Raw genomic sequence first — 21386 nt, 5'->3', positions numbered from 1 at the left:
CCCCGCCCCGCATCCCCAATATATCGCCGCGCGGCCCATTGATATTATCATCATCATAAATGGATTGCAGGCGCGTGAAAAAAACGCCACATAAATCCAAATTCACATATTGGGTAATGGAGAGGATAGTAAGTGAGCCAATATATTTTAGTAATTGATGAGGGCACAACCTCTACCCGCGCAATATTATTTTCCCCCATGGGTGAAATGATTGCCAGCGCGCAAAAACCCTTAACCCAACATTATCCCGCCCCCGGTTTGGTGGAACATGATGCAGAGGAAATTTGGCAGCATAGCCTGTCCTGTGCCACCCAAATGGTGAATAAAGCGGGCGGCGCACAACATATTATTGCCATTGCCATCACCAACCAACGCGAAACAATTATTTTTTGGGACAGGCGCACTGGAAAACCCGTTGCCCCCGCCATTGTGTGGCAGGACCGCCGAACCGCCGATATTTGCGCCACATTAAAAGATGCGGGCCATGAAAAAATGGTGCAGGAAAAAAGCGGCCTGTTGCTTGACCCATATTTTAGCGGAAGTAAAATTGGCTGGGCATTGGAAAATTGGCCACAATTAAAACAATTGGGCGAAAATTTGGCGGTTGGCACGGTTGAAAGCTATTTAACATATCGATTAACCGGCGGATTGCACATCACCGACGCCAGCAACGCATCGCGCACCGCATTAATGTCCATTGGCCAAAATGGCGGATGGGATGATGATTTATTAAATATATTTAATGTGCCGCAACATATTTTGCCTGAAATTAGCGATTGTGCCGGTCAATTGGGCCATAGTTTGCCCGATATTTTCGGTGGCGCCATCCCCATTTGCGGCATGGCGGGAGATCAACAGGCTGCCACCATTGGACAGGGATGTTTGGCCAAGGGACAGACAAAGGCCACATTTGGCACGGGGGCATTCATCTTAACCCAAAGCGGAACGGAACGGCCATATTCGGACAATAAATTGCTATCCACCATTGCATGGCAATTAAATGGAGAGCGTCATTATGCGTTGGAAGGGTCGGTTTTCGTTGCTGGATCATTAATGCAATGGATGCGCGATGATATGCAAATTATCGCCCATGCGGGGGATAGCGAGGCATTGGCCAAAAGCGTGCCCGACAATGGCGGCGTGTTTTTGGTCCCCGCCCTTTCCGGATTGGGCGCACCATATTGGAACCCCCATGCGCGCGGCATAATATCAGGATTAAGTTTTGCCGCAACAAAGGCGCATATTGTGCGCGCCGGGTTGGAGGCAATGGCGCATCAGGCGCATGATTTGAAAACTGCCTATGCCGCCGATGGATGTGATTGGGGCGAATTACGCATTGATGGCGGCATGGTTTCCAATGATTGGATGGCACAGGATTTAGCCGATATTTTGAACATTGGCGTGGAACGCCCCTATTTTATTGAAACAACCGCATTGGGCGCGGCCATGTTGGCGGCGGTGGGCGCGAATTTATATCAAAACCTGAACGAAGCGGCCATTATGCGCGGCAAAATTCACCAATTCACCCCCAATATGACCGAACAAAGCCGCCAAAACCGTCTGGATGGATGGACCAAGGCCGTGGCATTGGCAATGAAATAGGCGGTAAATATAAAGGCAAAGATGCGTTTGATGGAAAAAGCTGCTTAAAAATTCTTGCAATATATTCTTAATCGTTCAATTAATATTGTGAGGAGATTGAGAATGGCAGAAAATCAACGCCCGGAATCCGCCTATGCCGCAGGTGCCTCTGGCCCCAGCAAAAGCGAAATTGACGATTTTACCCAGCAATGCGACGCATGGTTTCGGGAAAATACCGTCAACGAACCTGGTTTTATGTTGCCGCTTACCTTTATGGAGGTCAGCACCGATCAACAATTTGATTTCCTGCGCAATTGGCAGCGCAAAGTATATGAGGCGGGATATTTGGGCATGAGCTGGCCCGCAATATATGGCGGCGGCGGAATGCATGACGAATATCAACGAATCGCCACGCGCATCATGCGTAAATATGACGCGCCCATCATGATAAACGCCATTGGCAATGGTTGGGCCGGACCGTTAATTTTGGATATGGGGGATGAGGCGATGAAACGCCGGTTCATTAAACCCATGTTGGCCGCCGAAGAAATTTGGTGTCAGGGATTTTCCGAACCCGAACATGGCAGCGACCTTGGCAGTGCACAGACAAAGGCGGTGCGCGATGGCGATGACTATATTATCAACGGGTCGAAAATCTGGACATCGCTTGGCGACCGTGCGGATCAAATGATATTGCTTGCCCGCACATCAAATGATGGACCCAGCAAATATGCCGGATTGTCATTCTTCCTTGCCCCAATGAAAATTCCCGGCGTGGAAACCCGCCGCATTAAAAAATTAACCGGTGAATATGGCTTTGTGCAATGTTTCTTTACCGATGCGCGTATTCCGGCCAACGGCATCATGGGCGAAGAGGGCCAGGGCTGGTCAATGGCCATGAAAACATTGGAATATGAACGCGGAGCAAAGGTAAAGCCTGTGGGCGGATATTTTGTCAAAGAAATGGACGTCATGTCCGTGGTCGATATGGCCAAAACGGCGCGGCGCGGCGGACGTCCCGTGTTGGACGATCCCATTATATGCGACAAATTGGTCGAACATATAATCGATATTCAAGCATTAAATTTAAATAATCAACGCCGCCGAATGGCGCCATTAAATATGGATCGCCCCATGGGTTTGGCCCTGCTTAACAAATTGGGCCGGACCGAGTTAATCCGTGAATTAACCGAATTTTCGTTAAATTTCCTAGGCAGCAGGGCGGGATATTATGTCGATGAACCAAATGCTGCCGATAATGGTTATTGGCATCGCAGCTATTTAAACAGTTTTTCGGCCACCATTGGCGGGGGAACATCGGAAATACAGCGTAATATTGTGGCGGAACATGTCCTTGGCCTTCCCAAGGGGCGGTAAGATATAAATTATTAAACGGAGAAACATATATGGCAGACACATTAGTCAAGGTGGAAGATGGCATCATGGTCATCACCATCAACAGGCCAGAGGCAAAAAATGCCATGAACCGCGCGGCGGCGGAAATAATTGCCGATGCGATGGAGCGATTGGATAATGATGCGGACATTCGCGTTGCCATTATCACCGGCGCGGGCGGCACATTTTGTTCGGGCATGGACTTAAAAGGATATTTGCGCGGCGAATTACCATCGGTCAAGGGCAAGGGATTTGCCGGATTTGTTGAAGCGCCGCCTCAAAAACCGTTAATTGCGGCGGTTGATGGCTATGCTTTAGCAGGCGGCCTTGAAACCGCCATTGCATGCGATATGATAATCGCCAATAAAGACGCGAAATTTGGTATACCAGAGACAAAGCGCGGATTGGTTGCAGCGGCGGGTGGGTTGATGCGCCTGCCCCGCCTTATCCCCCAAAAAATCGCAATGGAGCTTGCCCTGACGGGTGAATTTATTGATGCACAGCGCGGTTATGAATTGGGGCTTGTCAATCAATTAACCGATGGCGCGGCATTGGATGCCGCCATGATATTGGCACGAAAAATTACTGCCAATGGCCCGCTTGCCGTGCGCATATCCAAATCGGTAATTGCCAAATCGGGCATGTGGGATGAAGATATAATGTGGGATAAGCAAATAGAGATTATCAAACCCATTTTCACATCATCCGACGCAAGGGAAGGCGCCGCCGCCTTTGCCGAAAAACGCAGCCCCAATTGGACCGGTAAATAAAGGAAATATACCAATATGCATCCCCATATTCATGCGAAAACCAATGCCGATAAAGCTGCCATCATCATGGGCAATAGCGGTGAAATTATAACCTATGGGCAGCTTGACCGACGCAGCAATCGCGCCGCCCATCTATACCGATCTATTGGGCTGAATATTGGGGACATTATTGCCATTTGCATGGAAAATGTGGCCGAATTTTTTGACCTTGTTTGGGGCGCGCAGCGAGCAGGCATTATATTCGTGGTGGTCAGCAACCGATTAACCGCCAGCGAAATCAACTATATATTGAAAGATAGCGGGGCAAAGGCGGTATTTTGTGGGGCGTCGCTGGGTGATAAATTGTTAAATCAAATTTCCCAATGCGAACATCAATATATTTTAGGTGCAGACAAATCAGGATGGGAAAATTTACATCGCGCCATGCAGGCCCAGCCCATAACCCCCATAAAGGATGAGCGCGCGGGCACGGATATGTTATATAGTTCAGGCACAACCGGAAAGCCCAAGGGGGTGCGTTTCCCCCTGCCAGAGGATGAAAATATTGCTGCTGGAAACGCACTTGTCATGTTGGCAGGCGGTGTCTTTGGATTAAATGCTGATTCCATTTACCTATCCCCCGCCCCTTTATATCATGCTGCGCCGCTTCGTTGGTGCATGACCGTCCACCGGCTTGGCGGCACGGTGGTGGTGATGAATAAATTTGATCCGGAAAAGGCATTGGAGCTTATCCAAAAATATCACATCAATGCCAGCCAATGGGTGCCCACTCATTTTGTTCGTATGTCAAAATTACCACCCGAAACACGGGCAAAATATGATGTGTCATCGTTAAAATGCGCCATTCATGCCGCCGCACCATGCCCTATGCCGATTAAGGAAATGATGATAAATTGGTTCGGGCCGGTGTTGATGGAATATTATGCCGGAACAGAGGGTAATGGATTTACATATATAAATTCGGCCGATTGGATGACACATAAAGGATCGGTTGGCCGTGCATTGCTGGGCATTATCCGCATTTGTGATGATGAAGGAAATGAGCTTCCCGCCGGCGAAATTGGGCATATATATTTTGAGGGCGGCCCGCAATTCACCTATCATAATGACAAAGAAAAAACCGCCGATTCCCATAATCAACAGGGCTGGTCCACATTGGGCGATGTGGGATATGTTGATGAAGATGGATTTTTATATTTAACCGACCGAAAATCATTTATGATTATTTCCGGTGGGGTCAATGTCTATCCTCAGGAAATTGAAAATCTGCTTATCACCCATCCCAAAATTGCCGATGCTGCGGTTATTGGTGCGCCCGATGATGATTTGGGTGAAAAGGTGGTCGCGGTGGTCCAGCCCATGAATATGGCCGATGCAAATGAAGCATTTACCGCTGAAGTTTATGCATTTTTGCGTCAAACGCTTTCGGGTGTTAAAATACCAAAATCAATTGATTATCGTGCAGAATTGCCGCGCCATCCCACCGGAAAATTATATAAACGGCTTTTAAGGGATGAATATTGGGCGGCGCGTTCCTAAATTACATAATATAAGTTTATATAAAGAAAGTAGGCACAAAATGGCAACGCAATATAAAAATCTAATCAACGGAAAAATGGTTGATAATGGCAAATGGTTGGATGTTATCAACCCTGCCAATGAACAAATTATTGGTCAAGTGCCCGATTGTGGTCAGGCCGAATTGGACGCAGCCGTTGCCGCCGCACGCGCCGCCTTTCCCAAATGGCGCGCCACCCCCATTGATGAACGCCGCGCCGCCATTTTGAAAATATCCGCCGCGATAAAGGAAAATCATGATGAGCTATTTCGCCTATTAACCAGTGAGCAGGGCAAACCCCATGCACAGGCCGCAGGCGAAATTTCAGGCGCAGCGGCCATTGCCGCCGCGCAATCCACCCTATCCCTTGATGATGAAATTAACGAAGATAGCGACAAAAGGTTAAGCCGCACCCGCCGCGTCCCCGTGGGCGTGGTCGGCGGCATTGTGCCGTGGAATTTCCCCGTGATGATGGCATTGCAAAAAATTGTGCCGGCCATGTTGTCGGGTTGCACCATCGTGTTGAAACCATCGCCCTACACCCCTTTAGCCACTTTACGGATAATGGAGTTAATTGCCGACATTGTTCCCGCCGGCGTGGTCAATGTGATTACCGGCGGTGATGATTTGGGGCCGATGATTACCGCGCATCCCGACATTGACAAAATAACCTTTACCGGTTCAACCGCCACCGGAAAACGGATTATGGAGACCGCATCAAAGGATTTAAAACGCATTACTCTGGAATTGGGCGGCAATGACGCATCCATTGTCCTGCCCGATGCGGATGTGAAATCGGTGGCGGAAAAATTATTCTGGGCCAGTTTCACCAATGCAGGTCAAATTTGTGTCGCCGCCAAGCGTATTTATATTCACGAAGATATTTATGATGAACTATCCGCCGCCATTGCCGAATTTGCCAAATCGGTAAAGGTTGGCGATGGCGCAGAGCAGGGCACAGCCGTTGGCCCGATTCAAAATAAAGCACAATATGACCGTGTGATAGAATTGGTCCAAGATGCAAAGGATAATGGGTATAAATTCCTTGTCGGCGGTGACCATGACCCCAATATTCCAGGTTATTTCATGCCCATTACCATTTTGGACAATCCGCCAGAAGATGCCCGTATCGTGGCCGAAGAACAATTTGGCCCCGTTATGCCATTGATGAAATTTTCCACGACGCAAGAGGCGATTTCACGCGCCAATAACAGTATATATGGTCTTGCCGGATCAGTATGGACCAGTGACGCTGAACAGGGCGTGGCCGTGGCCGAACAATTGGAAACGGGCACTGTATGGGTCAATGAATTTTTGCACCTTTCCCCATTTGCGCCATTTGGCGGGCATAAACAATCCGGCTTTGGCGTTGAATATGGCAAGGAAGGTCTGTCCGAATTTACCTATCCACAGGTGATTACCGTCGCAAAATAAACCGCGCCACCGCAATGGAATAATGTCGTTTCTTATGGGCTCGCGCGAATAATTGCGGGCCCATTTTCTTAATTGGCTTAATGGAGATAAAAATGATTTGGTTCCGAATTCTGTTAGTCTCAATGTTCGCTGCGCTGCTATATTATACTATCGTTACAATCGGTATTAGTCAGAATGGTGTGAACCTTTTCCCCGATTTTTTTGGCGACATGGCTGCGATGGAATGGCCCGGCCAATTCAATTTTGATTTCATGTTAATGCTCATGCTTTCGGCTTTATGGACGGCATGGCGCAACAATTTTTCGGTGTCTGGCTTGCTGCTAGCAGTTATTGCTTTTTTCGGTGGAGCGTCCTTCTTATCAATGTATCTACTCTATCTGACTTTTTCTGAAAAAAGAAATGTCAAAGCTATGTTGGTTGGTCGAACGCGCTTATAGTTACCGCATTATTTATTTCAGCCATTGACAAAGTTCAGCACTTATTTAATCATATGATTAAATTTTTGGAGGAGGATGTTAATGGCCGAGGCATTTATTGTTGATGCGGTTCGCACAGCGGGCGGGCGCAGGGGTGGTAAATTGGCAGGGGTGCACCCCGTTGATTTGGGCGCGGCAGTGTTTGATGCGATTGCCAATCGTAATGATTTTGACCCCGCCCAAATTGAGGATGTTATCACCGGATGTGTGATGCAGGGCGGCGAGCAAACAATGGATGTGGGCCGTAATGCGGTATTGGCTTCCAATTTGCCCAATTCAATTCCCGCCGTGTCGATTGACCGGCAATGTGGTTCATCGCAGCAGGCAATCCAATTTGCGGCGCAGGGTGTAATGTCTGGCACACAGGATATTGTGTTGGCCAGCGGTATTGAAAGCATGACCCGTGTGCCCATGGGGTCAACCGCGCAGCTATATATGAAAGAAGGATTGGGTAATTATAAAAGCCCGCGTTTGGAAGAGGCATATCCGGGCATTATGTTCAGCCAATTTATGGGCGCAGAAATGCTGGTCAAAAAATATGGCTTTACCCGCGATGATTTGGATTTGCTAGCTTTGGAATCACATCAAAAGGCGATTGCCGCAACCCAAAATGGCGCGTTTAAAAATGAAATCGTACCGATTAATGTGGACAGCCCCGAAGGCATAATCAGCCATGAAATTGACGAGGGGATAAGATTTGACGCCACGATGCAAACAATTCAAGCGGTTAAATTATTGAGCGAGGGCGGCACAATAACCGCCGCGAATAGCAGCCAAATTTGCGATGGCGCATCGGCGGTCTTAATTATGTCGGAACGCGCATTAAAGGATCATGGCCTTACCCCGCGTGCGCGCATTCACAATTTAACCGTGACGGCGGGCGATCCGGTTATCATGTTGGAAGAACCATTATTTGCCACCGAGCGCGCATTGAAACGGGCCGGATTGTCGATTAATGACATTGACTTATATGAAGTGAATGAGGCATTTGCCCCCGTCCCCCTCGCATGGTTGAAACATATTGGCGGTGATAGGGCAAAATTAAATGTGCATGGCGGGGCAATGTCGTTGGGCCATCCATTGGGCGCATCGGGCACAAAGTTAATGGCCACCATGTTAAACGCATTGGAACAGCGCGGCGGTCGTTATGCCTTGCAAACCATGTGCGAGGGCGGCGGTCAGGCCAATGTCACCATTATCGAAAAATTATAATATATTTAAAGGATATATCCCATGGAATTAAGCGCAGATATTTCAGCTATCGTCACCGGCGGTGCATCCGGCCTTGGCGCGGCAACCGCCATGGCATTGGCCGAAAAGGGGGTTAAAGTAGCCATTTTTGACCTGCAAAAGGAAAAGGGCGAGGAAATGGCCGCGAAAATTGGCGGTATTTTCTGCGAAGTTAATGTGACCAGCGACGAAAGCGTGGATGCAGGATTTGCCAAGGCCCGGGCCGCCCATGGGCAAGAACGCATTTTGGTCAATTGTGCAGGAACGGGCAATGCGATTAAAACCGCCAGCCGGTCAAAAGAAGATGGCAGCATCAAACATTTCCCATTGGACGCATTTGATAAAATCATCCAAATCAACCTTGTGGGCACATTTCGTTGTATTGCAAAATCGGCGGCGGGCATGATGACGCTTGAACCCCTATCCTGCGGTGATCGCGGGGCAATGGTCAATACCGCCTCCGTCGCAGCGGAAGACGGCCAAATTGGCCAAGCAGCATATAGTGCATCAAAGGGCGGCGTTGTTGGCATGACCCTGCCCATAGCGCGTGATTTAATGCGGGAGGGCATACGCATAAACACCATATTGCCGGGTATATTTGACACCCCCTTATTGGCCGGTGCACCGCAGCCGGTGCGCGATGCATTGGCCGCAATGGTGCCACATCCACCGCGTTTGGGCGTGCCAAATGAATATGCAAAATTGGCCCTATGTATGATTGAAACGGGATATTTTAATGGCGAGGATGTGCGCCTTGATGGGGCAATTCGTATGGCGCCGAGATAATATTATGCAAAATTTTTCACAAATTATTGTCCATCATGAAGGACCAATTGCGTTTATCACGTTGAACCGTCCTGAAAAAATGAACGCATTTACCGTCATCATGATGCACGAAATTTGTGATGCAATGGACATATTGGACCATGATGACAATGTGCGCGCCATTATCTTTACCGGTAATGGCCGCGCATTTTGCGCAGGCGCGGATTTAACCCCGCAGGATGATGGGCAAATATTCGCCAGCGGTAGTGAGGTCGCCAGCCTGTCCGATGAGCGCGTGCGCGATAGCGGCGGCAAATTGACTCTGCGATTATTTCAAAGCAAAAAGCCGTTAATCGCCGCAATAAACGGCGCGGCGGTGGGCATTGGCGCGACAATGACTTTGGCAATGGATATTCGATTGGCCAGCGATAATGCCAAATTTGGATTTGTCTTTGCACGGCGCGGTATTGTGCCTGAGGCGGCATCCTCTTGGTTCTTGCCCCGTCTGGTCGGCATGCAGCAGGCATTAACTTGGTGCATGACAGGGCGCGTGTTTAATGCGGATGAGGCATATAAAGGCAGGTTGGTTCAAGATATATATCCCGCCGATAATTTATTGGACGAGGCGCGAGAAATTGCATTGGAGATTGCGGATAATTGCGCGCCCGTTTCTGTGGCGATGACACGGGCCATGCTATGGCGGCTTTCATCACAGGAACACCCAATGGAGGCGCATAAAATGGACAGCCGCGCCATTTACCGCCGTTCACGCAGCAATGATGCCAAAGAAGGCATAGCCAGTTTTCTGGAAAAACGCGAGGCCAATTATCCAGATAAGGTAAGCGAAGATTTACCCGATTTCTTCCCATGGTGGAAAGAACCAAATTATGAATAAACATGTATATTAAATGCTGTCTTTGATTGACCTTGATAAAAATTACGTTAGGGAAAGTTAGGGGAGTGTTATGAAATGTCCAAAGATAATTTGATGAACAATGCAGACGAAAATGCAACCGCACGCGAACAGTTAATTGACGCGGCAAGCCAAATTATGCGCGAAGGCGATACTATTGACCTATCGCTAAGTGAGCTGTCGCTGCGTGCTGGGTTAAACAGCGCCTTGGTTAAATATTATTTTGGCAATAAAAATGGCCTGATGCTTGCCTTATTGGAACGCGACATGACCAAAATTGTGCGCAGTTTAGACAGCCTGATTGCAAAATCCATGACGGCGGAGGAAAAATTGCGCCTGCATATTGGGGCGGTTATCGACACCTATTATCAATATCCCTATCTTAACCGTTTGTTGATGCGCATGGTGCGCGACAACGCCCCCGCCGATGCCCAAAAAATTGCCGACCAATATTTGAAACCAATTTCGGCGGCATATGCAACATTGGTCAATGATGGGGTGAAAGATGGCACATTACGCCCGATTGACCCACAGCTTTTCTATTTTACCGTAACGGGTGCGTCCGACCGTTTCTTTACCGCGCGTCAGGTATTGCAACATTGTTTTGACCAACCCGATATTAGCGAGGAAATGCGCGATAAATATCGTGAACATACGATTGAACTTATCATGCGCGGTATTTTAGCATAATTATTCATGCCTATTTTTTGACATTTTCTCCCAATCCCAATGCGGTTTTAATTTCATCGCCATCGCGGTCCAATTGCGGAGGATTGGCATATATATTGGCCGGTGTTTTGGAATAATGCACCGGATGTTTCATGCTTCGATATGTACCAATATCTGCGCCGCTACGCTGCTCAAAAAAACCAATTTCAGATAAATGCGGGTCGGATAACATATCCTCCATCCGGTTATAACGCATCGCCGGAATGTCATTTTTATCTAATAAATTAAGCCATTCCTCGCTGCTTTTCGTTGCAGAAATTTGCTCAATCAAGGCATAAAGTTCCGAAATATGTTTCGTGCGTTCGCCATAGGTGGAAAAACGCGGATCATCGAAAATGCCCGGCATGCCGCCAAGCTCAAAAAATCTGGCCCATTGTTTATCATTATAGGGAACAATGCCAATAAATCCGTCCTTTGTCGGATAGGGACGGCGATTGGGGTTGATGGAGCGAGTATAGGCATATTTACCATTGCCCGGCACAAATGTTTCGCCCCATAAATTTTCAACCATGTTGAAAAAGGTAAATGTTTCAAACATGGGCACTTGCACAAATTGCCCCTCGCCCGTGCGTTCACGGTGAAATAATGCCGCCATTGTGGCATTGGAGGCAAATAAGCCCACGGTTTTATCGGCGATTAAGGATGGCATATAAACTGGCCGCCCACCGTCACGCATTTCAAATAAAGAGGCAAAGCCTGATGCGCATTGGATTAAATCATCATATGCCTGCCGCGATGCATATTGCCCCTCCATCCCATAACCCGCGCAATGGACATAAATGATATTGGGGTTAATCGCCTTCACGCTTTCATAATCAAGGCCAAGCCGCGCCATTCCGGCAAGCCGCACATTGTGAAAAAACACATCGGCATCTTCCAACAATGCATATATAATATCGCGATCTTCGGATATTTTGGCGTTCAGGTTAATCGCCTTTTTATTGCGGTTTAAGGCGGTAAAAATCGGGCCTAAATCTCCCGTGGGGGATTGTCCGGCATGGCGCATTAAATCGCCCGGCGTATTGCCCTGGCTATTTTCAATTTTAATCACCTCTGCGCCCAAATCAGCAAAATGCATGGTGGCAAATGGGCCAAGGACAACCGTTGCCATATCAACAATTTTCACACCCTTTAACGGGCCGGTTGGCTCTTTATCCCATTTCAGCTTTGGCCATTTTGCCATTTTCCATCCCCTCTTTAATTAACGAGGATGTTAATCATATAGTTAAGCGCTGGCAATATATTGTTCAAAAATGGTTCAATTTGTTAAATCCTGTGGCAGGGTCGGCTGGGTCAATATTGCCTCCATGCGCTGCCATTTTATATCCGCGCTCGCCGCGCTGCCATCGGCATTATTTGCCTCTATATGGCGGCGCACCATATCCAATCCCAAACCATAATTTAACACATAGCTGCGATATATATCGGTAAACCCAATGGATTGTTCGGCGCGCTTTCGTGATAATAAAAGATATTTCTGGCTTAAAATAATGGCCTGTTCACGGTCAATTTCGCCATCCAAATATTGCTGTGCAATCGTTAAACGCGCACCAGAAAGCGCCCCCATGGCCGATTGCAATTGATAAAATATATCCGCATTTTTCGATGCAAGACCCGCCATGGGGAATAAGATATTCACTTCATAATCGCGCTTTTCTTGCCCAGGAAAGGCCAGCTCAATGCCATAATTGGCCGAACCCTCGGCGATTAAGCTTTGCGGGCTATATAATGGATAAACCATATATTCAGGCCATCCGCGCGCCTTTGCCAATCGGTCTTCCAATAATGCATTAAACACATGATGCCCGGGATATCCCTCATGACAACCAAGATCGACCGCGCGGCTTATCCGAATGGGCAGGTCGGTATTTATTTGGATTAAGCTGTGATATTTTCCCTGATACCAATTATATCCGCTCCACGGTTTTTCTGTCACATATTCCATGTCGAATTTTTCATCCGCTGGTATTGCCATATTCATCATGGTGCGGTTGCGGCATTCGGTTATTGCCTCATCAAAAACGGGTTTTAACTTATCTGGCGCAACAATAAATTGTTCCAAAATATTATCCGCCCTTATGGATAAATCACCCTTTCCAGGAAGTAGTTTTTGCACATTTTCCAGCGCCGCGTCATAACTGGCCAATGGCTTAACCTGTGGCCGAACACCGAATAAACGCTCTGCCTCCTCGGCAAAGGAAAATTTCACCCCTTCCATCATCATCAATCGGGTTTCGGCGGCCAATAATTGCGCATCAAGCCATTTTGCCCGTTGGTTCAGCAAATTATCATTTTTGGCCGCTGGAATAATATCCAATTGCGCACGCAAAGACCGCACCGCAGCAATTAAGGCGCGTTTGCCGCGTGGATTGGCCTCTGCCTCTTTTTTCCACTCCGCTGGTCCATAATATGCATCAATATAGCCATTTTCATGCGTGCCAATTTCAAGGCTTAATTTCACATAGTCGGCGGCCAAGGCGGATAAAGCCGCATCTACCTTATCGCTGTCTTCCTCTTCCATATAAATTACACGATCGCTTTGCCTAAATTCGCTGCCCTTACCCCCCATTGTGGCACATGATGCCAAAGAACTGGCTGATAAAATGGCGAAAAAAAGCGATGTCTTTTTCATCTTATCAACCCCGTTCACTTAAGGATGCAACATCGCCATCGCCGGAAATTTCCTGCTGCGCTTCTTGCTCTATTTCTTCTTGACGCGCATGTTGCGGGGCAAAACGTAATAATAAAAAGCCTGCCAATGCCGAAATGACCGAACCCATTAAAATGCCGATTTTGGCCTCCTCACGAAGCAGGGCGGCAGCTTCATCTTTTCCAGTAAAGGCAAGCTCGCCGATAAATAAACTCATGGTAAAACCAATGCCGCAAAGCATGGCCACTCCATATATTTGCAACCATGTCGCCCCGCGCAATTTGCCCGCAAATCCAGTTTTCACCGATACCCATACCGCACCAAAAATGCCGATTTGTTTGCCAAGGAAAAGCCCCGCCGCAATGCCCAAGGGAACAGGCGCAAAAATTTGTTCCATGGTCAACCCGCCAATTTCAACCCCAGCATTGGCAAAACCAAATATCGGAATGATGAAATATGCGCTCCACGGATGAATGGCATGTTCCAATTTATGCAGCGGGCTGTCGGGACTATCTGGTGCGCCGGGGGTGACGATAATGGGTATCATCAACGCCGCCAACACGCCCGCAATGGTCGCATGAACACCAGATTGCAGCACCGCATACCATAAAATGACCGATAAAATCAGATAAATTGGTATATTCCGATTGCCCGATTTATTCAGCAAATACATCGCGCCCAAAACAATGCCAGAGCCAAGCAACCAAATGGTTTTTAACGATGGCGTATAAACCAAAGCGATAATCGCCACTGCGCCCATATCATCCACAATTGCCACGGTGACGAGGAATAATTTCAACGATGTCGGCGCGCGGCTTCCCAATAGGGCAAGCACGCCAATGGCAAAGGCAATATCGGTTGCAGCGGGAATTGCCCAACCATTTTGCAACACAGGATCACCCCCCGCAATCACCAAATATATAATTGCAGGAAAAACCATGCCGGCCGCCGCCGCCACAATGGGCAGGCGTCTTTTTTCCCATGATGATAGCCGCCCGTCGATAAATTCGCGTTTAATTTCCAACCCAACAAGGAAAAAGAAGATGGCCATTAACCCATCATTTATCCATAAATGGATGGTCATTGGCCCTAATTTATCGGTCAATGTCGGGCCAATGGGGTCATGCAATATATCATGATAATAATGCGACCAACTGCTATTTGCGACAATCATTGCCAATGCCGCGGCCAACATCAATAATATGCCGCCTGCTGCCTCACTTTGTAAAAAATCACGAAGTGCCGAGACATTTTTGCGTTCATTATTATTTTGTGCGCCCATTTTATATAACCTATTTCATCTTTTATTTTACAATTGCCCCTTGATAGCGCGAAGTCGCGCAAAACCCAATATCAATATAAAAATAAATCATGCCCTTTTTGCAATTGCGGAATAATATTTTTAACACTAATCAGGCAATGAAAGGGACAGTAATCCTTTTGTGTCAAATAGTTATTGGGGGCAATTTGATATGGCCGAAAATATATTCGGTGCTTTGACGATCATATTATATGAATTAATGCTTTTTTGCGGCTTTTGGATTTTAATTCTGGCCCTAGATGATGTCGCGGTCGATATTTATTGGTTTTATAAACGGCGGCAACGCAAAAAATTATATTATCATTCCGCACCGCCCATGCGGTCAAATCAGCTTCCTCTGCCGCAATCAATTGCTCCGAAAAGCCTCTTTGCTTTCTTTATCCCAACATGGAATGAAGGAAGCATCATTGCCCAAATGCTGAATAATTTAACCAGCACCTTATCCCACACACCCTTTGCCTATAAAATATATGTTGGTGCCTATCCCAATGATCCTGATGGGATAAAGCAGATTAAATTGGCGGCGCGTATAAACCCCAAAATTACATTGGTGATTTGCGACAAAAATGGCCCGACGACCAAGGCTAATTGTCTAAATATGATTTGGAAAGCGCTTCAAACAGATGAGTTAAATTCTGGGTTTAAGGCGCAGGCGATTATCCTGCACGATGCCGAAGATATGGTCCATGCCGATTCATTGGCCATTTATGCACATTTATTGCGCCGACATGCCTTTGTTCAATTGCCGGTCATTCCGCAACCCGTTGCGAAGTCCCCCTTTATCAGCGGGCATTATTGTGATGAATTTGCTGAGTCACATGCCAAACAAATGATGGTGCGTGAATGGTTATCCACGGGCATGCCCATGGCGGGTGTGGGCTGCGCCATTAACCGCGAGTGGATTGCACGGCTTGCTCTGCAACATCATAATCTGCCATTTGATGAAGACAGCCTGACCGAGGATTATGAGCTTGGCATAAAATTATCCCAAATGGGCGCAAGCGGCGCCATCGCCGATATGTTGGACGCCCATGGAGAAAGGGTCGGCACCAAATCATGTTTCCCCGACAAAATGGAAAATGCGGTAAAACAAAAAAGCCGCTGGTTATTGGGCATTGCCCTAAACGGATGGGACAGGCTGGGGTGGGGCGCATCGCCCATGGATAATTGGATGCGAATGCAAGACCGCAAAGGGCCTTTTGTCGCCATCATCCTATTCGCATGTTATATATTGATAATATTATCGGGCATAATCTGGACCGCACAGGCATTTGGGCTGACACAGCAAAAACCATTGCCCCATTCGGCGATTATTTTATTAACATTAAATGCTATTTTTATGCTGTGGCGCGTCATCATGCGGGCCAGCTTTACCTATCGCCTATATGGCTTGAAACAATCCTTATATTCCGTTCCGCGCATTTTTATTTCCAATCTTATCGCCATATTAGCCGTACGGCGGGCCATTTGGGCATATGTCAAATGGTTAAAGGGGCAGCGGCTTATTTGGGAAAAAACCAGCCATTTACACTTTCCTGCCACCGCGCAGATGCATGTTAACCCAGCACATTTTGGCCATGATAACGCTCTTAATATTGCCCATGAAAAAGAGCAAAATATATGAAACAATATGTAAAAAAGGGAAAGCCCATTTCGGCATTGGCAATGATAATCGGCGGATGGATATTTTGCCGGGCCATTATCATTGCATCACAAAGCCCTGCACCCGAAATTCATCATGCCCCTGCATTGATGAAATTGGGCAAAAAAACTGTTGAGAAAAATGCAGTTGAGAAAAATGCTGATTTTACCCTGACCCATTTTATTTATAATCAGCATAAAAACACACAATATATTTCAGCGCCCCGCACCTTCCGCCCTATACCCTTCGCCATGAATATGGCAGAAAAAGCGGCTGGCGAACAAAGGGCGCAGGCAATTTTATATCCACATTTATACCCCAAATTTCCAAATGCAGCTGCCCAGAATGAACCCTTATTTTCCGCCAATCAAACGACCAAGCCATTAAATGGAAAAAATGCAACAACTATTGTTACAAAACAATTATCATCATCCCATAATGACAAAAAATTCTCACTTTATGCCTATGCCTATATTCGGCCTGATCAATTTGAAAGAAACAGCTCGCTTGGCATATTATCCCCCTCTTATGGTGGGTCACAGGCCGCGATTTTGGTGAAATATCGGATTATTTCTGGGCCATCTGGCCAGTCATTATCCATATATTCCCGCATCAGCAGTGCCATTGGCCCATTTCAAGATAATATCGCCAATGACAAGGATGCCTCCCTAGGCATCAGCTATATACCCTCCCCCGCTTTGCCCCTGTCAATAAATGCCGAATATCGCGCCCGAAATAATGGCGCACATGGCCCGATTTTGTTCGCCGCAGGGGGCAAGGATAATATTAAATTGACCCAAAATATTCGTGCATCGGGATATGCACAGGCGGGATATTATTTTGGCACCCGGCAAGGTGCATTTGGCGACGCAAATTTTAAAATTACAAGGCAGGTTTTTACCAAGAATAAATTAGGTGTAAATTTGGGCGGCGGCATATGGGCGGCGGGGCAATATGAACGCGCACCACAGGATAAAATAGCCCGAATTGACATTGGCCCGACAATAAATTTTCACCTAAAACCCAATAATAGCAATATTCAGCTGTCGGCGGATTGGCGCATGCGCATTGCCGGAAATGCCGCCAATAAATCAGGTCCGGCCATCACCATCAGCGCAGGATTTTAATCCCAATATTTAACCCGCATTTATTATGATGGAATTGGCCCAGTTTAACGGGCAAAATATGTTGGGAGAAAAAATCCTATGCCAATTGACGCTTTATGGAAATAAAGCGGTTGGACCTTGGCGCGAAAGCAGCTATTCGATAAAAAAAGAGGTATATCATAAAATATGGAAATTTATCTGCCCATTGCCAATTTATCGGTCAACGCCCTGTTGATTATATTATTGGGTGGATTGGTCGGTATTTTATCCGGATTATTTGGCGTGGGCGGCGGATTTTTGACCACCCCCTTGTTGATTTTCTATGGCATTCCGCCAACGGTTGCCGCCGCCTCTGCCTCCACCCAAGTAACAGGAACCAGCGTGTCGGGCATTGCGGCGCATATGCGGCGCGGCGGTGTGGATGTGCATATGGGCTTGGTGATGGTTGTCGGCGGATTAGTGGGCACTTTGGCAGGCGCATTTTTATTCAGCTGGTTGGAAAGTTTGGGCCAAATTGATACGGTGATTAACATTATTTATGTCATCATGCTGGGATGGATTGGCGGGATGATGGCAAAGGAAAGCTGGCTTGCGATAAAGGCGGAAAGATTAGGAACTAGAGTAAGCGCGGCGAAACGGCGTCATCACCCCCTTGTGGCCAGCCTGCCCTTTAGATGGCGTTTTTACCGTTCAAATTTATATATTTCGCCAATCGCCCCATTATTTTTGGGTTTTATAACCGGTATATTAACAATGTTATTGGGCGTTGGCGGCGGTTTCATCATGGTGCCGGCCATGTTATATATTTTGGGCATGGGCGCACAGGTAGTGGTGGGGACGTCGTTATTCCAAATATTATTTGTCACCATTGCGGCCACCATGACACATAGTTTGACGACCAAGGCGGTGGATATTGTATTGGTGGTGTTATTGTTGGTGGGCAGTGTGACCGGCGCGCAAATTGGTGCGCGATTGGCATATAAATTCCGCCCCACCTATTTACGATTTGCATTGGCGGTTATTGTGTTGTTGGTGGCAATTCGAATGGCATTGGGGCTTGGCTATCAACCTGATGAAATTTATTCGGTGCATTTATTATGATGCTGCGCATTTCTTTCATCCTGACGGCGTTTTGTTGCTTAATCACGGCAAATATGCTGCATGCAGAGCCGAAATTAGTGCCCGATATTTCTCAAAGCAAGGTGGAGATAAGGTCCAGCTTCAGCGGGACCGAGCTGTTATTATTTGGCGCTATCATCAATAAAGATATTGAACGGCATGATAAAATTGATGTTGTTGTCATATTACGCGGGCCTGACCAATCCATTATCATACGCGAAAAACAAAAAGTGGGCGGTATATGGATTAACGCAGCGTCACAGGAATATCTTTCTGTGCCAAGCTATTATTCCATTGCATCTTCTGCGCCGCTTGAAAAAATAGTCGATCGTAAAACCGCGTTAATTTACGAATTGGGGATAAACCGCCTGCAACTATCCCCCGGCGGTATTATTGACCAAAATGCCAATCAACGCTTTGTCGATGGCCTTGCCGATTTGTTACAGCGTAAATCCATTTATGCCGAGCGTCAGTCAGAGGTTCAAATCACCGACAATGTGCTATATCGCGCCCGATTATATCTACCCTCCAATGTTCCCGTTGGCACATATATTGCCGAGACATTATTATTAAGCAACGGGGAGGTTATCGCCGCCAATGACAAGGTGCGCGTGGAAATTAAAAAAGTGGGTTTTGAGGCGCTGATTACAAAATTGGCCGAACAATATTCGCTGTTTTATGGCTTGCTTGCAGTATTTATTTCGCTTTTTCTGGGATGGATTGCCGGACGCATATTTCAAAAATAACATTTTTGGCTTTGGGATTTAGACATAATAATCACGCCCCTTCGCTTTTCCTAACCATATATTTACCAAATCTTCCTAATTTGCCTTCGACTATATTATTAAAGGCAATAAAATGGATAATTACCAACATTCGGATTTTCAACATGGCGCATCTGATGCCGATACAGGCAGAATATCCATGCCTGTGGGAGAGGGCACAGCCCCCAAAATATTGCATCATATTGGTTTTGTGATGGAAATTTCCGGTTCGGGGTCACAGGTGACATTGGATGCATCCTTAATCAATAAATTATCCACCCATCATGACGTCAGCATTGCCATGGCGGGCCAAGTGGGCAGCCAGATTAAGATTAAAATTGGCAGCACATGGCTGTTGGCCAGTATCAGAAGCCAAAAATTACATGAACGGGAAAATGGCGTCATCATGGCGGCGGTTGATTTTTTAGGTGAGGGTGATGAAGAAAAATTAACCGGAAAAGTATATAATTTCCGCCGTGGTGTTACCAGATATCCCGTCCCGGGCGCAGAGGTTTATGCCGTGTCCAGCCAAGATATGAAGCAGGTTTATACCGCCGATGGCCGCGCCACCGTGCAAATTGGCACGGTGTTCCCCACAAAGGATATTCGCGGTTCATTATATGTTGATGCCATGTTGGGTAAGCATTTCGCGCTTTTGGGTTCAACCGGTACGGGTAAATCAACCTCCGCAGCATTGATATTACATAAAATTTGCGATCTTGCCCCCGAAGGGCATATTGTAATGATTGACCCGCATGGCGAATATAGCGCGGCGTTCAAAAATAATGGCGCATTATATGATGTAAACAACCTTGCCATGCCATATTGGTTGATGAATTTTAATGAACATTGCGAGGTGTTCATTAAATCATCGGGCGATGACCGGCAAACTGATTGCGATATTTTGGCCCGTTGTTTACTGGCCGCCCGCGCCAAAAACCGCGCGGCGGAGGGCATTAGTAAATTGACGGTCGATTCGCCCATCCCATATTTATTATCTGACCTGACCAATATTTTGCAGACCGAAATGGGTAAATTGGATAAAGCCACTTCCTCTGCGCCATTTATGCGGATTAAGGGTAAAATTGATGAGATTAAGGCCGATCCGCGCTATAATTTCATGTTCTCTGGCATGTTGGTTGGCGATACGATGAGCGAATTTCTGTCAAAGATTTTCCGTCTCCCCGCCGAGGGTAAACCGATTTCCATTATCGATGTGTCCTCCATGCCATCTGACATCACCTCCACCGTTGTCGCGGTTTTATCGCGCATGGTATTTGACTATGCCATTTGGTCGCGCAACGAACCGCAACGCCCAATTTTATTGGTGTGCGAAGAGGCACATAGATATATTCCATCCGACCGCAAAGCAGGAGAAAGCGTTGTGCGCTCTATCCTTGAACGAATCGCCAAAGAAGGACGTAAATATGGCGTTTCATTGGGACTGATTACACAAAGGCCATCCGATTTGGCCGAAGGCGTATTGTCGCAGTGCGGCACCATAATCTCCATGCGTTTGAACAATGACCGCGACCAAGCATTTGTTCGCGCCGCCATGCCAGAGGGCGCGCGCGGATTTTTGGATGCTATCCCTGCGCTACGTAACCGTGAATGCATTGTTTGTGGTGAGGGCGTGTCCATTCCCATCCGAGTTGCGCTGGACAATTTGGCCGAGGAGAAACGTCCCGCATCGGAAGATCCGGTCTTCTCAGAATTGTGGAATCAAACTGGCGGCGAAGGCGATAGCATTGAGCGAATTGTTAAACGCTGGCGTAGTCAGGGTCGTTAAACCGTCCCTGAACATTTGTCTGAGAATTTGGGCCGTTAAATCGCCCCTGAACATTTATCTGAAATTTTGGGGGCGGCGTTATAACTGCCCCTTTTATATTAGTTAATTTTTGCGGCGTTAAACCCGCAATATTCGGCATTATCC

General features: G+C 47.1%; 18 protein-coding genes. 15 read left to right on the top strand and 3 right to left on the bottom strand.

The features are described from left to right. The first annotated feature begins 132 nt into the window (after window positions 1–132). The 10 genes from glpK to LPB140_RS02180 all read left to right on the top strand — a co-directional run bounded on the left by glpK (window position 133) and on the right by LPB140_RS02180 (window position 10812). Window positions 133–1602 (top strand): glycerol kinase GlpK, encoded by a 1470-nt coding sequence (gene glpK / locus LPB140_RS02225; RefSeq protein ID WP_072558485.1) that lies wholly within the window; start codon window positions 133–135, stop codon window positions 1600–1602. Between the two features lie 102 nt (window positions 1603–1704). Continuing rightward, a complete protein-coding gene (locus tag LPB140_RS02220; RefSeq protein WP_083549843.1) occupies window positions 1705–2958 on the top strand; it encodes an acyl-CoA dehydrogenase family protein in 1254 nt (417 codons plus the stop codon). 29 nt (window positions 2959–2987) lie between these two features. Then, window positions 2988–3746 carry a crotonase/enoyl-CoA hydratase family protein gene (locus LPB140_RS02215; protein ID WP_072558484.1) on the top strand — a complete coding sequence of 253 codons (759 nt, stop codon included), beginning with the start codon at window positions 2988–2990 and terminating at the stop codon, window positions 3744–3746. Between the two features lie 15 nt (window positions 3747–3761). After that, a complete protein-coding gene (locus tag LPB140_RS02210) occupies window positions 3762–5285 on the top strand; it encodes an acyl-CoA synthetase (protein WP_072558483.1) in 1524 nt (507 codons plus the stop codon). 40 nt (window positions 5286–5325) lie between these two features. Continuing rightward, on the top strand, window positions 5326–6738 hold the full coding sequence (locus tag LPB140_RS02205) for an aldehyde dehydrogenase family protein (protein ID WP_072560155.1): 1413 nt from the start codon (window positions 5326–5328) through the stop codon (window positions 6736–6738). Between the two features lie 122 nt (window positions 6739–6860). After that, window positions 6861–7175, top strand: a complete 315-nt coding sequence (locus tag LPB140_RS02200; RefSeq protein ID WP_232223435.1) for a hypothetical protein — start codon at window positions 6861–6863, stop codon at window positions 7173–7175. 81 nt (window positions 7176–7256) lie between these two features. Beyond that, window positions 7257–8426, top strand: a complete 1170-nt coding sequence (locus LPB140_RS02195) for an acetyl-CoA C-acetyltransferase (protein ID WP_072560151.1) — start codon at window positions 7257–7259, stop codon at window positions 8424–8426. 21 nt (window positions 8427–8447) lie between these two features. After that, on the top strand, window positions 8448–9230 hold the full coding sequence (locus LPB140_RS02190) for an SDR family NAD(P)-dependent oxidoreductase (protein ID WP_072558482.1): 783 nt from the start codon (window positions 8448–8450) through the stop codon (window positions 9228–9230). A gap of 4 nt (window positions 9231–9234) precedes the next feature. Next, window positions 9235–10104 (top strand): crotonase/enoyl-CoA hydratase family protein, encoded by an 870-nt coding sequence (locus LPB140_RS02185; RefSeq protein WP_072558481.1) that lies wholly within the window; start codon window positions 9235–9237, stop codon window positions 10102–10104. 75 nt (window positions 10105–10179) lie between these two features. Further along, a complete protein-coding gene (locus LPB140_RS02180; protein ID WP_072558480.1) occupies window positions 10180–10812 on the top strand; it encodes a TetR family transcriptional regulator in 633 nt (210 codons plus the stop codon). 10 nt (window positions 10813–10822) lie between these two features. Here the strand turns inward: LPB140_RS02180 and LPB140_RS02175 are convergent, their stop codons facing one another. From LPB140_RS02175 to nhaA, 3 genes are all read right to left on the bottom strand, one after another. Further along, window positions 10823–12034, bottom strand: coding sequence for a CaiB/BaiF CoA transferase family protein (locus tag LPB140_RS02175; protein ID WP_072558479.1), 1212 nt, complete (start codon window positions 12032–12034; stop codon window positions 10823–10825). A 75-nt stretch (window positions 12035–12109) separates the two neighbouring features. Beyond that, window positions 12110–13483, bottom strand: a complete 1374-nt coding sequence (locus LPB140_RS02170) for a hypothetical protein (RefSeq protein WP_156874102.1) — start codon at window positions 13481–13483, stop codon at window positions 12110–12112. 4 nt (window positions 13484–13487) lie between these two features. Further along, window positions 13488–14783, bottom strand: a complete 1296-nt coding sequence (gene nhaA / locus LPB140_RS02165; protein WP_072558478.1) for a Na+/H+ antiporter NhaA — start codon at window positions 14781–14783, stop codon at window positions 13488–13490. Window positions 14784–14973: 190 nt separating this feature from the next. Here nhaA and LPB140_RS02160 point away from each other — a divergent pair, with 190 nt between their 5' ends. The 5 genes from LPB140_RS02160 to LPB140_RS02140 all read left to right on the top strand — a co-directional run bounded on the left by LPB140_RS02160 (window position 14974) and on the right by LPB140_RS02140 (window position 21242). After that, the gene (locus LPB140_RS02160; protein WP_072558477.1) at window positions 14974–16446 is read left to right on the top strand and encodes a glycosyl transferase family protein; all 1473 of its coding nucleotides are present in this window, start codon (window positions 14974–14976) and stop codon (window positions 16444–16446) included. After that, window positions 16443–17591 carry a hypothetical protein gene (locus tag LPB140_RS02155; protein ID WP_072558476.1) on the top strand — a complete coding sequence of 383 codons (1149 nt, stop codon included), beginning with the start codon at window positions 16443–16445 and terminating at the stop codon, window positions 17589–17591. The genes LPB140_RS02160 and LPB140_RS02155 overlap by 4 nt, the downstream gene beginning before the upstream one ends. Window positions 17592–17756: 165 nt before the next feature. Then, window positions 17757–18671: a sulfite exporter TauE/SafE family protein gene (locus LPB140_RS02150; protein ID WP_072558475.1), complete on the top strand. Its 915-nt coding sequence runs from the start codon at window positions 17757–17759 to the stop codon at window positions 18669–18671. 53 nt (window positions 18672–18724) lie between these two features. Continuing rightward, window positions 18725–19435, top strand: coding sequence for a TIGR02186 family protein (locus LPB140_RS02145; protein WP_232223434.1), 711 nt, complete (start codon window positions 18725–18727; stop codon window positions 19433–19435). Window positions 19436–19613: 178 nt separating this feature from the next. Next, window positions 19614–21242: an ATP-binding protein gene (locus tag LPB140_RS02140; RefSeq protein WP_072560146.1), complete on the top strand. Its 1629-nt coding sequence runs from the start codon at window positions 19614–19616 to the stop codon at window positions 21240–21242. The last annotated feature ends 144 nt before the right edge of the window (window positions 21243–21386 follow it).

The organism is Sphingorhabdus lutea (genome assembly GCF_001889025.1).
GTDB classification, from domain to species: Bacteria; Pseudomonadota; Alphaproteobacteria; order Sphingomonadales; family Sphingomonadaceae; genus Sphingorhabdus_B; species Sphingorhabdus_B lutea.
Note: the sequence above shows the minus strand (reverse complement) of the source record. Positions and strands in the feature narration are given on the sequence as shown.